Source organism: Paenibacillus andongensis (assembly GCF_025369935.1).
Taxonomy (GTDB): domain Bacteria; phylum Bacillota; class Bacilli; order Paenibacillales; family NBRC-103111; genus Paenibacillus_E; species Paenibacillus_E andongensis.
The window spans coordinates 2,994,795-3,010,250 of record NZ_CP104467.1; the positions used below are offsets into that span (position 1 = coordinate 2,994,795).

Consider the following 15,456-nt stretch of genomic DNA (forward strand, 5'->3'; position numbering starts at 1 on the left):
GATGAGGAGCGATGAACGATGATGATAACGAAGAAAGTGAAAACCATGGCAGCCGTCACATTAGGTTCATGCCTCATATGTGTCAGCGCCTATGCAGCCGGAACGGAAAAAACTAGTAAATACCCATCAGAGCCAATTAATGAAGTGGAATTCTATGGAAACCCAGCTTCCTCGATCTCTGCCGGAGTGTCCGTACCTGCTGGCTCCTCCTACTTATTCACAAGCGGTACGGTACCACCTGTTATAAATAAAGAGGGAAAAACGATTTATGAGCGTTATGGCGATACCAAAACGCAAGGCACCGGAATTCTTAAAGAGATAGAGAAGCAATTGAAGGATAAGGGATTGACTTTGGCTGACGTCACTTATCTCCGCGTCTATCTTACAGCAGATGCGGCGAAAGAAGGCAAATTTGACTATCAAGGCTGGTTTGATGCTTACTCGCAATTTTTTGGTAATGAAGGGAATCCGGTTAAGCCTGCACGCTCTACGGTAGGTGTGGCAGGACTCGTAAGCTCCGATTGGCTTATAGAGATCGAAGCTGTAGCGGTATATCCGAAGCATCATAATCAAAACTAATGAAATGGAGTTGTTGATCCTATGCTGCAAAATATTGGCTTTCCTGGTCTCATGTTAATCTTAGTTGTTGTCTTAGTCTTGTTTGGTCCATCCAAGCTTCCAGAGCTTGGTCGCGCAGTGGGGCGCACCCTGCACGAGTTCAAAAACTCTGCGCGGGAACTCGTTTCCGAGGGCAAAGAGGTTCCCGAGCATGTAGAGCCAGCTGATAAGCAGCTCGAGAAGGCGAAAGTATAGACGAACGTTCGAAAGCCTGTATCTGTGATTGTTCTCTTAAGAAAAGAGCATCTGGATACAGGTTTTTTTTGTGCTTGAGGTTGGGGGAGATGTAGCTTGCCACTGCGTGAACTTGGTCAGCGAATCTGGGAAGTTGATACGCTGATTCGCTAGCCAATTGTTGTACAAATGACAACTGCAAAAAACACCGGAAACCCTTGGATTTACACAAACATTTCAAGAAAGGGTGTGGTAAATTGTGCTACGAATGTAGCTGCCAAACAATTCATATGGAGGGATAGCCGTTGAAATTAAGTACAAGTGTGGATGTTAGGAAAGAACTCTTTCACCTAAATCACTATAAATCGAGCCGCAAAAGAAGGCTAATCGATATGATCGACCTGAGGCATAGCCTCAGGTTTTTTACGTGTGATAGGATAAAATCAGCCGTAAATGGGCATTCACTAGGAGGTTAGCATCTGCGCGAAGCAAATCTCCTCTTTTACATATCGACATTATGCCTTTTGTGTGGGATTATGTAGGAATGTGAGTTGGAACATAGGGGGCAGCCTGGATGAGTTTCACAAAGCCGACAGCATTGGTGACTGGAGCATCCAGCGGATTTGGCTTATTAACGTCAATAGCTTTGGCCCGAAAGGGATATCATGTTATCGCAACTATGCGTGACCTTGGTAAAAGAGGAGCTTTGCTCGCGCATGCCGAACAAGCTGGTGTAACCAATGCCATCGTAACCATGACTCTAGACGTAACGATTCATGACTCGATTGAACAAGTCGTTTCTGATATGATGGACAAGTATGGCAGAATCGATGTTCTCATTAACAATGCCGGCTTTGCTGTCGGGGGGTATGTGGAAGATGTACCGATGGAAGCGTGGAGATCTCAGCTGGAAACGAATGTATTCGGCGTCATTGCGACAACGAGGGCTGTACTGCCGCACATGCGCGCTAAGCAATCTGGATGTATCGTTAATGTTAGCAGTGTTAGCGGGCTATCCGCTTTTCCTGGCTATGCCCCATACAGCACTTCGAAGTTTGCCATTGAGGGCTTCAGTGAATCGCTTCGTTTAGAGATGATGCCCTTAGGTGTGCGTGTCGTGCTCGTAGAGCCAGGTGCCTATAAGACAGAGATATGGCGAAAAGGGTTCGAGGCAATCCATACCGCGGAAGCGTCTCCTTATTGGAAGCGGCTTAGCAAAATGCTTGACTACTCAAGGAAAGCCTCAGCGACAGCACCCGATCCGCAGGAAGTAGCAAACCAAATTGTGCGAGTTGTAGACAACCCGCGGCCAAAGCTCCGTTATCCAATGGGACGCGGTATAAGGGCGGGGCTGTGGGCGAGAAGTCTTTTGCCATGGAGATGGTATGAAGGCGTTTTGAATCGATTATTGAAATGAAGAGGGATGTACTTGTATAAGTACGAATAAACCAAGGAGTGAAATGAATGTCTCGTAAGTGGGAAAGAATGGTAAGTAAGAATACGAAAACAGTAAACAAGAATCGCTCTAAACAAGGGATTGCGCCGATTTCTTCGGATCCGGATCGATCGGAAGTATTTAAGGGTAGAAGCATTATGTTAGCTTTATTTTTTGTTCTAATCTCTATTCTTTTATTGTTTACTTTGACCAAAACAGATGGGGACAAGATGTACTGGTATACGACACTCAGTTACATGGCGGTTGGACTGTTCGTTTATTTTATTCGCCGTCCGTACTTGAAGGTTAGTAAGACGAGTCTTTCGAAGAGAGGATTCGCCAGAGAGCTTATTCTAAATGCCGATAAAATTAAAGAAATCGTATACTCTCCGGGTCAGGTGGTCATTGACCTAAATGGGAAGTCACCCCGTTGGGTGTACAACAAATCTCTAAATCGATTCGACGTTGCGGCTATGGCTGCTAGATTGAAAAAATTTGCTGAACAAAACCATATTACGTTTGTGGATAAAACGGTTTAGGTGCAACTAGCGCGACATTGAAGTTCATATATGATGAAAAAGCCCGATTCGATATCGGGCTTTTTTGCTGTTTGGGCATGATGAGCCAACTAAGATTAGACTTTTAAGTTAGAGAGGCGATAAATTGTAACTATGGGACATTTTAATCATATTTATCGTCGTCGATTCTAACCACATTATCCATGATGAGCTCAACTTCCGTCTCGAAGTTCAAATGAAGAGGTGCTGGCAGTGCATCGAAGATTTCCTGCATCATCTCCATCTCTAATAACACATCGATGGTTTGAGGCCGCGGTTCTAACTCATCAACCCATTCACGGACAGCATCGATAAATAAATAGAAAGATGATTGGAATTGATCGGCAACAGCTTCCTGTTCATCGCCAGATGCCGACATGGCATTCCAGTTTTTTAGTGTGGTTTGTAAAGCTTGCTCTACGTTTGGGTTCATTAGTAATCTCCTAAAAGCATAAGGTGAAGGTAGAATGGTCATCTTCCTGAACCTTAAGCATGTTTTACATCGCTAAAATGGCAATCTCCCGCGTTTCTCAGCATTTAACTATGAAAAACATCGTCTCGGGTAATAGTGTGGAGTAGAAATGCCAACTCCATGTGTAATCAACCATCACTTCAACGCCTGCGTTGAAGCTCGGATAATCATCTCCGAAGGCAGGATGATCTTCCGATTCTCATGAACGGCTTCACCTTCAATGCGTTCGATCAACAGCTGCATGCCTAATAAGCCGAATTGATAGGCAGGCTGTGAAGCCAGGGTTAGAAACGGGTTAATCGCACCTGCGTGGCCGAAATCGTCAAAACAGACGACGGACAGATCATCTGGCACCTGCAAGCCGCGTTGTCTCAATGATTGTATGACGCCAACGGCGAGCATGTTATTAGCCGCGAAGATGGCTGTCGGTGGATCTTCAAGATTGAGCAGTGCATCTAACGCGGATTCATCGTGGAAATCACGGTAGTTTAGATGTGCAACCAGCGATTCATCTACAGATAATCCGCTAAGCAAATGCGCTTCGCAATACCCCTTATAGCGCAAGCGGGCTGTAGAAACATCCTGTGAACCGTTAATCATCGCGATACGGCGGTGCCCCAAGCCAATTAAATGCTCAACAAGCTTCCGCGCGCCTTCCTTGCTGTCCCCAAGTACCACATCCGCCTCGATTCCCGGAATTTCACGGTCAAGAACAACGAAGGGGATATTGTGCTTTTGCAGTTGCCCGAGATTCTGGGCAGAATGATCGCCCGTCGGGGCGAATAGAACGCCATCCACACGGGTTGATAAAATCATATCAACGTAGTCTTTCTCTTTCGCGTAATCCTCGTCACTATTCGCAAAAAGCAGCCGATACCCAGCTCGTTTAGCTGCATCCTCTGCGCCGCGTGCAAGCGTAGTATAGAACGGATTGGTAATATCCGTAATGAGCAGGGAAAGAATTTTCGTCTTCTGAAGTACCAGACTGCGTGCCATCGAGTTCGGAATATAGTGAAGATCTTCCATGACTTTCCTTACCCGTTTGCGCGTTGCCTCGCTGATACGACCTGTATTATTGATGACCCGTGAAACGGTCATTGCCGAAACACCGGCTTTTTCAGCGATATCATAAATTGTAATCACGTTGATTCACCTTTTCATCTCGTCCTATTCGTCTATTGTATAGAAATTAAGGATTGACAGCAAGGCTAAGAATTGATAATTTTGAGTTATCGATAACACTTGATTTTTTGAGGAGGTCTTGAATATGCTTAAAGGGATTCCTTCCATCCTGTCGCCTGAGCTTTTGAAGGTACTGATGGAAATGGGGCATGGGGATGAAATTATTCTAGCAGATGGTAATTTCCCTGCTGCCAGTCATACGAATCGTTTGCTGCGCAGCGACGGCCATGGTGTACCGGAATTGTTGGAAGCGGTTTTATCGTTATTCCCGCTGGATACTTACAGTGAACAACCTGTAGCTTTAATGGCCAAAGTACCAGGGGATACCGTGGAAACACCCATTTGGGCAACTTACGAAGATATCATTCGTACCCAAATGCCGCCACAAATTGAGTATGTGGAACGATTCGCTTTTTATGAGCGAGCGAAGAAAGCCTATGCGATCGTGGCAACGAGTGAAAAAGCTTTATATGCGAATGTTATTTTGAAAAAAGGTGTCATTAGTGAGTAGTTTGGATTATCGATAACTCTAAGTCATACCCGTTTGAAGGCGTAATTCCTATTAATCCCATACCGTTCTCATCGCAATCGATGGGGGCTTTTTTTTGTTGTATGAAATACAAACAATGCGCGCACCCAGGTGCTAGAAAGGTTTAGGTACATAGCCGCTACTCCTCATATTCGGAACATAAGACACAATAAACGTAATACAACACATGTTAAAGCCAATTATTGTACAATAAAATGGAATTGATGCATATAAGGATAGCGAGGTGGCCGCATGGTTAATATTTTGGTTGTTGATGACGAGCCGATGATTTGTAAAGGCGTGGCTGCCATTTTGAAACAGTCGGACCTGGACATCGCTGAGGTGTTTATCGCATATAACGGTTTTGAAGCATTGGATTTTATACATTTGGAGAAAATCGATCTTGTTTTTACGGATATTCAGATGGAAAAGATGAATGGGATTGAATTGATTGAAAATATATTCATGGAAGATCCTACGATTCCAATCGTCATTTTATCCGCCCATGGCGAGTTTGAGTACGCCCAGAAAGCGATCCGTTTCGGAGCCAAAGAATATTTGGTCAAGCCGATAACGCCGCCTCATCTTATTTCGGTAGCAGCTAAGTTACTGGGAGAGAAGGAAGAGAAGCAGCGGCATTTCTCGAATTGGGAGAGCAGTCGAACCCTGTCGGAGCATACGTCGCTCGAGATGAACTATTACCTGAATGAGCTTGTCACAGGAACGGTTCATGAGTCCGAGGTACCTGCCATTATGGAGAAGCTGGGAACCCGAATGAAAGGTACACATTACAGCATGTTAGTGATCAAATTATCCCTAGATCGAGGCGGTATTCATGATCAGGAAATAGCGACACTGAAGGACCGTAGTCTTCTGAAGTACGCCGCTTTGAATATTATTGAGGAGACCGCGAATCAGTGGTGTCATCTCGTTTTTAATACGCATAATTCGACCTTCTCCTTGCTGCTGCAAATTCCTGAAGAGGAGATCAGGGGTTCTCAGAGCATTAATCAATTGTTGATGGTGGCGCAGATGATTCATACGAATTTGCAAAAATACGTCAATGTCAAATGTCAGATCGGGATTAGCCGCATTCGGGAGGGTATCACACAGCTGCCAGTTATCTATCAAGAAGCTCTGGAGAGCTTGGCTTGGAGTGAAACACACAAAGGGCATCACATGTTCTACATTGAGGATATCGGTAAAACAACGAACGAGCAAAAATTAACAAACACGCAGGTTGACGAGGCTAATAACCGCATTGTTTATGAGACGAAAACTTACATTGAAGGACACTTCTGTGATAAAGGCCTGAAGCTGCAAGATATCGCAGATGCTGTGCATTTAAGCCCTAATTATTTGAGCTATTTGTTTAAAAAAGTGATGGGCATCAACATTTGGGACTATGTGACCAAGCTTCGTATGGAAAAAGGGAAGCAGTTGATTCTGACCACGGACAAACGCAGGTATGAAATTTCGGAAGAAATCGGTAACGAATCCCCGGAGCATTTCAGTAAAATATTTAAAAAACATTTCGGGTTGAATATTTCGGAATTAAAACATATGGGTCCGTAACATGCGACATGATTAGCGTAATAGGACACATCGTCGCTTGCGATTGTTCCCTTTATAATCGAAATTGTAGAAACAAACATTTGACGAAACGATTCGAAAGGGGAACCAAACATGAAAGCTAAAAAGGCTTCAGCCATCAGTGCGATCGCACTAACCGTTTTACTCGCAGGATGTGGTACGAACAGCGCCACGACTGGAACAACAAGCAGTCCCGCCCCAGCAAAAGAAACAGCAGCGACTGCTTCAACCGCGACGCCTGCAGCCAAAAAAGTGACAATTACAGCCCAAGGCTTCAAGCCTGACCAGAAGGAAAAGAATGATCAGCTTGACCAGCGGATCAGCCGCTTTAAGGCGAAGTTCCCGAACGTTGATTTCAAGAAAGACGACTGGCAGTACAGCCCGCTTGAAATCGGGGTTAAGATGGCTTCCAATAGTGCGCCAACCGAATATACGACGTATGCAACAGAAGGCAAAGTGCTCGTCGACAAGAAATGGGTTGCTGACATTACCGATTCGATCAATGCTTGGGAGCATGCCAAGGATATGAATGATCTCCTTTCTAAACCGTTTGTGGTTAACGGAAAAACGTATGGAGTACCCATTGACGGTTATGTGATGACTATTACGCTGAACAAAAAGCTTTTCAAAGAAAAAGGCGTCGAGCTGCCACCCATGGATTGGACGTGGGACGATCTGTTAACGGCGGCGAGAAAAATAAATGACCCAGCGAAAGGCATTGCAGGCTTTATTCCAATGGGGAAGGGACCGGAAGCAGGCTGGAACTGGACGAATTTCCTTTATGCAGCTGGCGGCGATGTGCAGAAACTCGATAACGGTAAAGTAGTAAGCGTGTTCAATTCTGATGCTGGTGTGAAGGCGCTTGAGTTTTATAAAAAGCTAAAAGACGAGAATTTAATTCCTCAGAACTGGGCCTTAGGTTATGGCGATGCATTGAGTGCTTTCTCCCAAGGACGCGGCGCGATGGTGATGTGCGGAAGCGGCAATGCGGCGGATGCTGCGATCAATGAGGGCGGCATTAGCAAGGAGGACATGGTCGTATATCCAATGCCTTCGATCACGAAAGGAGGCAAGCATACGGGCGTTCTTGGCGGCAACTATCGCGTTATCAATCCGAAGAGTGACAAGGAACAACAGCAACTTGCTTTCAAATGGATTACGGACGAGTACTTCACAGACGACTTCCTTAATTCCACGAAAAAAGAAATCGAAGACCGTAAAGGGAAAAACCGAGTCTACATCCCACAACCGATTAACTATTGGAAGGATTCCTCTGATTTCGGCAAAAAGTATACCGATTTACTGGCCAAATATGACAACGTTTTTAAATACGACCCACAATTGCTGAGCCTATGGGACGGTAAGCCTGAAGCGCAGTATGAAGCACAGAAATATTATACCGAGATGGCTAATGTGATCCAAAAAGTGTTCACAACCAAAGATGTTGATTTGAAAAAGACGTTGGCGGATGCATCGAATAAAGTGCAAACGGAAGTATTTGACAAAGTGAAAGTCGAATAGCTCCGGAACATCGGATCTAAGCCGTTAAACGGTTTAGGTCCGATTTTATAGTTTTTTCTTTCGAAGTAAGTGTTATAACGAAAGCTTTAAGGAGTGTTCAACATGGATGTAGAACTGAGTGTTCGACCTGTCGTAGCGAGTAGTACGGTGAAGAAGAAAATCAACTGGTATTTGTGGGGGACGCTGTTTGTTCTTCCGGAAATCGTGTTATTTATCATTTTTTTATGGGTACCGATTTTCAAAGGAATTTTCTACAGCTTTTACAATATTGATTTTGTTGATGGCAATCATTTCATTGGCTTGGCTAACTATGTAAGTATTTTTCAAGATGGACTGCTGCTCACTTCGATTAAAAATACGTTGTACTATATGGGCTTGGGCGTCCTACTTGGTTTCTGGGTACCCCCGCTTATCGCAATCGTTGTCTCCGAATTGAAATGGTTTCAAGGGGCAGCCCGAATTATTGGCTATTTGCCAAGTGCCGTTCCAGCCATCGTTCTCTATGGGATGTGGCAGTGGTTTTTTGATGCCGTGGGCCCCATTAACAGCCTATTACAAACACTTGGTATCCCCAAAGTTGAATTCTTCAGTCCGAAGATGGCCATGGCCTCGATCGTTCTGCTTGAAACGTGGCAAAGCTTCGGCGCAGCCACTCTCATCTATATCGCAGCCGTCGTGGGTATTCCGAGGGACATTTACGAAGCGGCTGAGATCGATGGCGCCAGTGTGTGGCAGCGCATTCGCCATATCACCTTGCCAAGTATCAAGACATTGATGATGCTGCTGCTTCTCTTGCAGCTGATCACGACTTCACAGGGCTTTCAAGCGCAATTATCGATGACAGACGGGGGACCGAATAATGCGACGCTTACGTACCTGCTGTGGATGAATCATACGGCGTTCCGTGATCTTGATTTTGGGAAAGCGAGTGCAATGGGCAGCTTAATGTTTTTCGTTTTAATTTTACTGTCCGTACTATACCATCTGTTGCAGCGTAGAGGTGAGAAGGCATGAAGCGAGATGAACGTGGCATTATTTCGCCCTATGATATGCAAAAAGGCACTGTGAAAGCCGGTTACACCTTCATGGTGCTGCTGCTGATCGTCATTGGCATTACGACGTTATATCCGTTTTTCAATACTTTTTTTGGTTCACTCAAAACACGGGAGGAATTCTTTTCCTTTCCACCGACCTTTTTTCCGAAAAGCTGGATTTGGACCAACTACAATGATGCGTGGAACGGGTTCGATTTGCCCTTACTGACGTTCTTGAAGAATACGCTATTCATCTACATGGGCAATGTCGTGTGTTCGCTGCTGCTAATTGGTTTAGCGGCCTACGCGCTGTCACATTTGAGGGTACCGTTCAAGAAATGGGTGACGCTCTTCTTCTTGGCTACTCTGTTGATACCTCCTGCCACTTACATCGTTCCTAACTTTATGAACCTGAAAAGCTTGGGCATGATTAATACGTACTGGGCCTTCTGGCTGCCGGCTGCAGCGAATGCATATTTCATGCTTCTGCTCAAGAACTTCTTCGATGGCATCCACAAAGAAATTCTGGAAGCAGCGAGAATTGATGGAGCGAGTGAGTTCAATTCCTTCATTAAAATTGCTGTTCCACTCTCTACACCCATTATTGGGACCCTGCTGATTCTATCCTTCTCAACAACTTGGAACGATTTCTACTGGCCTAGTATTGTGCTGACCGAAAAGGAGATGTATCCGCTGGCCACAGGGATTTATCGGTATGTCGTGTACTCAACATCGGTGATTCCATGGAGTGTGCGGTTTGCTATCTTGACGATGGCGATGCTGCCGCCGGTTGTGTTTTTTCTCATTTTCCAAAAATTTATCATACGTGGGTTAACCGTTTCCAGTGTCAAAGGTTAGGTCAAAGAGCGCCCCTCAGAATGCTTATTCTGAAGGCGTTTTCTTTTGCTTAAAGGAGAATGCGGCCGTTATAGCGAAGCTAAGTGTGCATGAGACGGTTAGGAGAAGTCATCTCCGAGGATACGGCTTGAAAGGAAGGAATGTCGGCATGCGAAAAATGCTGCGTAATATGAATTTGATGAAAAAGTTGATCGTACTCCTCATCTTATTCGTCGTCATCCCGATATTGGTATTGGATTTATTTGTAGCTAAGAAGCTGGAGTCCATTACGGAAGAGCAAGTGGGGAACGCGCTGCTCCAGTTAGTGCGAGGAAGTCATTTGACAATAGACAGAGAGAGCAGTGATTTCGAGGAAAAGACAGAGAAAATCATGATCTCTCAGGAAATACAACAGCTGGCAAGCATCCCTTCCTCGTCGGAATACGAACGTTTTGAAATCTTTAAAGCCCTGGATAAATATTTGAACAATTATTCGACGAATGCGGTGCGATATTCGCTGTTTTTTTCCGATACAGATAAGCAGTATTCATTCGTTCCCAATTCGGACATACTGAACAATGGTATTTTTTATTCAACAGATTTGAATGCGCTCTCTTGGTATAAAGAAGTAAGCCAGGCCAAAGGGAAAGGGGTTATTCGGGTTATTGATAAATTCGGATACAACCCTAATAATTTGCAAACCGTTGCGTATATGCGCCAATTAAATAGTATTTATAACGGGGAAAGTGTGATTGGATATTTGGTAGTGTCTGGCATCGAGACACCTCTGCAGCTGGATTTTTCACCTTTTGATAAGTATGCGGATGCGGAATTAATGCTGTTAAACCAAGAGAATACGGTGCTTGCGACGAATACGTCCAATTTTCAGATCGGATCCTCGGTACATGTTCCCGCTAATCAAGTTGAGGGTGTTTATAAGCTGAAAGAGGCTGGTCTTGAGTTCATGTGCGTTCTTCACACAAGTGAATATTCGAAAACAAAATTGCTCATGCGAGTTCCTGTTCAGTCGATTATTATCGATCATATTAGTGTGCAGCGGTTGGTTGATTGGATCATGGTTATTTATTTCTGTATCTTGATTTTGGCGAGTATGTACTTTATTCAGTCGATCTTGAAGCCAATCTCTCGGTTAGCCCGCATCACGAATTCCTATCATCCAGGTAGACCCTTGGCTATTTCCTTACACTCGGATAGCAAAAATGAGATTGTTTTACTCAATAATCAATTTATCCGTATGACCGATCGTTTGAATCAAACGATTTATGATCAATATGAACTCGAACTGAGACATAAGGAAATTGAATTATCCATTCTTCATACACAAATTAATCCGCATTTACTTTATAACACCTTGGAATCTGTGTATTGGCATACGTTAATGGAAGGGGCGGCGGAGTCTGCTGAAATGATCAAGGATTTATCGCTTATTATGCGAATTGGGCTGAGCAAAGGGAAGCTGTTAATTCCGGTTATGGAGGAAATTAATCATGCGGAGGCTTATGTTCGCTTGCAGCTATTCCGCTATGAATATGCCTTTCAAGTCCATTGGGATATTGAAGAAGGAGCAAAGCGGTTTGTCGTGCCGAAGGTCGTTCTTCAGCCGATTATTGAGAATGCGATTCTGCACGGTATTAAGAACATGAGCCAGGATGGGGAATTGTGGATTTCAGTGAAAAGCGCCGATGATAAAGTCATCATCAGTGTAGAAGATAATGGCTATCGGCAGGCGGATATCGAGATGCTGAATGGTATCCTGCAGGGGAAGGAAAGTAATCGAGGCTTCGGAATTATTAATGTTCAGAAGCGGATTCAGCTGCATTTTGGCGAAAAATACGGCTTACATTATAGTCTTAGAAAAGGTCAAGGCGTACGAGCTTGGATTGAGCTCCCGGCAGTACTTGACGAGAATGAATTGAAATAGCTCCATCATCTGGGGCGCTGCCTTTTCTTCCGAATGAACACGGAACGTCAATCCTCTACATTGGGGAAATTGGCTTAAAATTTGATTGAACGGAACGGGAGAACGCTATTTGGGTGAAATCTATGCTCTCTGCGGGAAGAATGGCGAAATAAACGATCGTCGTTCCTCTTTCTTATGTAATCGGGTTGATTTCAGTAAATAGCGCATCCACGTTCCTCTAAGGGTCCACTCACCGGCAATCGGAGAAATTAGATTAATTCCCATTTTGTACATGTAACATTTATACGATTAGTTTTGCGGCATACCGGATTCAGCGTCCACACTCGAGTTATTATCCGTAATTTCCACATAATGATCGACGGTATCTAGAACCTGGCTTAGCTGCCAGCGGCTAAAAACAACATGATCTGAAGAAATAGCATTATAGGTGCTTTCTTGTTTGCTAATTTTAAAGCCTCGGTAACTCTCATAAATAGTTCTCATTCTGATCTCTCCCTCGCTTGGATGTATATCTTAAACTATCATCAAACGAGCAATTTTGGTAGAGGTGTAAATTGATAGAAATTGTCTATTCTTGACTAATGGCATGTAAATATAGTTAATTGCTTCTTTTAAAACGTTGACAAAATCTGGTTGGATTAACTATAATCTAAATACGAGTGATTTTATCGGAATTAAATGAATCAACCAGACAGCTGGAGATACTTCGTCCCAAAGGGATGAATGTGTCTCCTTTTTTCATTCATAATCCCCAAATGCTAAATGCTTACGATGCAAGTTATTCTATAACACTATCCAGGAGGAATAGATATGAAAATCGAATGGACTTTTGCAATGAACAAACCTTGGACGATTGATCTTGTATTGGATTTTGTGACCATAGCTAATCGGTATTCGTGCAATATTTATGTTGGCGTAAGCGGGAAAATGTTGAATGCAAAGGGTTTACTAGGCATAGTTTCTCTTAGCCTATCACTCGGCAATCAGTCGGTTATTATCTTGCAATTAGATGGCGTCGATGCTCAGGAAGCATTTGAAAAAGTGTCTGGGTACTTTCAAAGCGCGGATCACTGTGTACAGAAGGCCTATTCGCATAGTTCCTAGTCGTTGAGAAAGGAATGTGACTTATGTCAACCTCATATGATGTCATTGTCATAGGTGCCGGCTCGATGGGCATGAGCGCTGGATATCACTTAGCCAAAAACAAAGTGAAAGTTTTATTAATGGATAAATTTGATCCACCTCATGCGGCAGGCAGTCATCATGGAGAGACTCGCCTTATCCGTCATGCATACGCGGGCAGTTCCACCTACACGGCAATGGCGCTTAGAGCGGACCATCTGTGGAAGGAGCTTGAGGAATCAAGCGGACAGCGGCTGCTTGTGCGCAGCGGTGTTCTGAACATGGGAGTTGCCGAGTCCCTTAATTTGGGGAGTAAATTAAAGTCTACAGCTGCCTTTGGACTGAAGGTTGATCAGCTGGACGCGGATGAAATTCGTAAACGTTGGCCTGGTGTAAATCCGCCAGATGCCTACATAGGCTTGTATGAAGAAGATGCAGGTTTTCTGTACAGCGAAGCTTGCGTACGCGCCTATCGCCAACAGGCCATAGCTGAAGGTGCAAGACTACTGGTCAACACACCAGTGACAAGCATCAAAATTGGTAAAAGCGGTGTTACCGTACAAACACTAGATGGGGCCTATCACGCAGATCAGTTAATCTTATCTGCCGGGGCATGGTTTAGTAGGTTAAATGCCATTATTGAGCTGCCAATTCGTTCCATTCGTAAAGCTGTCGCTTGGTTCAAATCAGATGAATCTTTGTACGATTCGGCAAGGTTTCCAGGGTTTACATTTGGGGCGGAAAATGGCGGTTTCTATGGCTTCCCTAGCATCGACGGTTCCGGCGTCAAGATTGGTCGGCATGATGCCGGTCAGCTATGGAAGCCAGGGCAGCCCTTCGAACCGTTCGGTCATTACGCCGAAGATGAGAAGGATCTACGGCAAGCTTTAGAAGCCTTTCTGCCACAAGCTGCGGGTCAAGTGCTTCGGGGAGCCGTTTGTAAATATGAATTAACTCCTGATGAACATTTTATTATAGATCGCCATCCGGAACATGCTCATGTCCTAGTGGCTTGTGGTTTCTCAGGCCATGGCTTTAAGTTCGCGAGTGTAGTGGGAGAAATATTATCAGACCTTTCAAGCGAAGGCACAACCGAACAAGATATCTCTCCCTTTGCTTTATCCAGGTTCTCGACTAGAGCAAATTATTCGATCAAGTTCAACTTGCCCAATAAATAGATGCGTAAAAACAGTCGGGAGCTAATCTGGCTGTTTTTTGCTATTCTGTGCTTGAATATGTTACAGTTAAAAGGAGGTGATCGAGCATGTTAAAATTGGGGATTTTGGACCAATCACAAATAGGAGAAGGTCGCAACGCCGCGCAAACGCTGGTTGAAACGACCGAGCTGGCGCAAGAGGCTGATAAACTTGGTTATACGCGTTACTGGGTATCGGAACATCATGCTTCACAGGCGCTTGCTCACTCAAGCCCAGAAGTACTTATTGCTCATTTAGCTGCAAAAACAAATCGGATCCGCTTAGGATCAGGCGGTATCATGATGCCGCATTACAGTGCATACAAAGTAGCAGAGAATTTCCGTTTGTTGGAGGCGCTGCATCCGGGAAGGATTGATGTTGGTCTTGGCCGCGCGCCTGGCGGCATGCCCATCTCGACGCGAGCGCTGCAAGAGGGGAAATACACGAGCGTAGATCAATACCCGCAGCAAGTTGCTGACTTGACGGGGTATTTATATGATTTGCTGCCTGCGAATCATCGCTTTGCTTCGCTGCACGCGTCTCCAATCATTCCAACGGCACCAGAAATTTGGCTGCTCGGTTCTTCCTACGACAGTGCCAGTATTGCCGCTAAACAAGGGGCTGCATTTGGTTTTGCGCAGTTTTTTGGCAATGCGGATTGTGAACAAGCGCTGCAGATTTACCGTGATGAATTCAAACCGTCTATTTTGAATGATAAGCCCCATTCGCTTGCAGCGGTTTTAGTTATTTGCGCCGATACGGAAGAAGAGGCGAAGCGATTGGCAACGAGTACGGATTTGTTCTTCCTCTCCCTTGGCCGCGGCGCGCTGCTGCCTTCATTCCCTTCCGTTGAAACGGCAATGAACTATCCGTATACAGAAGCTGATTTGGCCCTAATACGTGGTCGCCAACACAAGCGTATTGTGGGTACGCCTCAGCAAGTCAAAGCGGAGATTCTCAAACTGAACGAAGCGTATCAAGCGGACGAGTTTATGGTCGTTTCGCCGATTCATGAAGTGGACGCGCGCATTCATTCTTATCGTTTGTTAGCCAAGGCGTTTGAGCTGCAAGGATAATGTTAGTGTAATGTATGACCGTATGGAAATAGGGCTCAATCTTGTAAATCAGAAGCAGCACACCGATTAGGGGTGGCTGCTTTTTTCTTTGTAAAGGAAATTATGCGAGATGCCGATCTGTGAATAACGAACGCGCAGGATGGTCTGCTGAGAAGTCGATTTTCGGCT

Annotated in this window: 16 protein-coding genes; 13 read left to right on the forward strand and 3 right to left on the reverse strand. The window is 44.7% G+C overall.

The features are described 5' to 3' along the window. Positions 1-18 precede the first annotated feature (18 nt). The 4 genes from NYR53_RS13060 (at position 19) to NYR53_RS13075 (ending at position 2,766) form a co-directional block, all read left to right on the forward strand. Entirely contained in the window at positions 19-579 is a 561-nt protein-coding gene (locus NYR53_RS13060) for a RidA family protein (RefSeq protein ID WP_261305572.1), read from the forward strand. A 21-nt stretch (positions 580-600) separates the two neighbouring features. Continuing rightward, a complete protein-coding gene (tatA, locus tag NYR53_RS13065) occupies positions 601-813 on the forward strand; it encodes a twin-arginine translocase TatA/TatE family subunit (protein WP_261305573.1) in 213 nt (70 codons plus the stop codon). 553 nt (positions 814-1,366) lie between these two features. Continuing rightward, positions 1,367-2,209 (forward strand): SDR family oxidoreductase, encoded by an 843-nt coding sequence (locus tag NYR53_RS13070; protein ID WP_261305574.1) that lies wholly within the window; start codon positions 1,367-1,369, stop codon positions 2,207-2,209. Positions 2,210-2,256: 47 nt separating this feature from the next. Continuing rightward, a complete protein-coding gene (locus tag NYR53_RS13075; RefSeq protein ID WP_261305575.1) occupies positions 2,257-2,766 on the forward strand; it encodes a hypothetical protein in 510 nt (169 codons plus the stop codon). 142 nt (positions 2,767-2,908) lie between these two features. On the opposite strand, the gene NYR53_RS13080 is transcribed toward NYR53_RS13075, so the two are convergent. Both NYR53_RS13080 and NYR53_RS13085 read right to left on the reverse strand, forming a co-directional pair. Then, positions 2,909-3,217: a hypothetical protein gene (locus NYR53_RS13080; RefSeq protein WP_261305576.1), complete on the reverse strand. Its 309-nt coding sequence runs from the start codon at positions 3,215-3,217 to the stop codon at positions 2,909-2,911. A gap of 174 nt (positions 3,218-3,391) precedes the next feature. Next, positions 3,392-4,399: a LacI family DNA-binding transcriptional regulator gene (locus NYR53_RS13085; protein ID WP_261305577.1), complete on the reverse strand. Its 1,008-nt coding sequence runs from the start codon at positions 4,397-4,399 to the stop codon at positions 3,392-3,394. Between the two features lie 124 nt (positions 4,400-4,523). On the opposite strand from NYR53_RS13085, the gene fucU reads away from it, so the two are divergent. The 6 genes from fucU (at position 4,524) to NYR53_RS13115 (ending at position 11,894) form a co-directional block, all read left to right on the forward strand. After that, positions 4,524-4,949 carry an L-fucose mutarotase gene (gene fucU, locus NYR53_RS13090; RefSeq protein ID WP_261305578.1) on the forward strand — a complete coding sequence of 142 codons (426 nt, stop codon included), beginning with the start codon at positions 4,524-4,526 and terminating at the stop codon, positions 4,947-4,949. Positions 4,950-5,219: 270 nt separating this feature from the next. Beyond that, the gene (locus NYR53_RS13095; protein WP_261305579.1) at positions 5,220-6,542 is read left to right on the forward strand and encodes a response regulator; all 1,323 of its coding nucleotides are present in this window, start codon (positions 5,220-5,222) and stop codon (positions 6,540-6,542) included. Between the two features lie 111 nt (positions 6,543-6,653). Beyond that, positions 6,654-8,081, forward strand: coding sequence for an ABC transporter substrate-binding protein (locus tag NYR53_RS13100; protein ID WP_261305580.1), 1,428 nt, complete (start codon positions 6,654-6,656; stop codon positions 8,079-8,081). Positions 8,082-8,183: 102 nt separating this feature from the next. Continuing rightward, positions 8,184-9,095 (forward strand): carbohydrate ABC transporter permease, encoded by a 912-nt coding sequence (locus NYR53_RS13105; RefSeq protein ID WP_261305581.1) that lies wholly within the window; start codon positions 8,184-8,186, stop codon positions 9,093-9,095. Then, positions 9,092-9,973, forward strand: a complete 882-nt coding sequence (locus NYR53_RS13110) for a carbohydrate ABC transporter permease (protein ID WP_261305582.1) — start codon at positions 9,092-9,094, stop codon at positions 9,971-9,973. Before NYR53_RS13105 ends, NYR53_RS13110 begins: the two co-directional genes overlap by 4 nt. A 148-nt stretch (positions 9,974-10,121) precedes the next feature. After that, a complete protein-coding gene (locus NYR53_RS13115) occupies positions 10,122-11,894 on the forward strand; it encodes a cache domain-containing sensor histidine kinase (protein ID WP_261305583.1) in 1,773 nt (590 codons plus the stop codon). A gap of 288 nt (positions 11,895-12,182) precedes the next feature. On the opposite strand, the gene NYR53_RS13120 is transcribed toward NYR53_RS13115, so the two are convergent. Continuing rightward, positions 12,183-12,377: a hypothetical protein gene (locus tag NYR53_RS13120; protein ID WP_261305584.1), complete on the reverse strand. Its 195-nt coding sequence runs from the start codon at positions 12,375-12,377 to the stop codon at positions 12,183-12,185. Positions 12,378-12,704: 327 nt separating this feature from the next. Here NYR53_RS13120 and NYR53_RS13125 point away from each other — a divergent pair, with 327 nt between their 5' ends. The 3 genes from NYR53_RS13125 to NYR53_RS13135 all read left to right on the forward strand — a co-directional run bounded on the left by NYR53_RS13125 (position 12,705) and on the right by NYR53_RS13135 (position 15,288). Next, the gene (locus NYR53_RS13125; protein WP_261305585.1) at positions 12,705-12,998 is read left to right on the forward strand and encodes an HPr family phosphocarrier protein; all 294 of its coding nucleotides are present in this window, start codon (positions 12,705-12,707) and stop codon (positions 12,996-12,998) included. A 23-nt stretch (positions 12,999-13,021) separates the two neighbouring features. Beyond that, a complete protein-coding gene (solA, locus tag NYR53_RS13130; protein WP_261305586.1) occupies positions 13,022-14,194 on the forward strand; it encodes an N-methyl-L-tryptophan oxidase in 1,173 nt (390 codons plus the stop codon). An 86-nt stretch (positions 14,195-14,280) separates the two neighbouring features. Continuing rightward, positions 14,281-15,288: an LLM class flavin-dependent oxidoreductase gene (locus NYR53_RS13135; RefSeq protein ID WP_261305587.1), complete on the forward strand. Its 1,008-nt coding sequence runs from the start codon at positions 14,281-14,283 to the stop codon at positions 15,286-15,288. Positions 15,289-15,456: the final 168 nt, after the last annotated feature.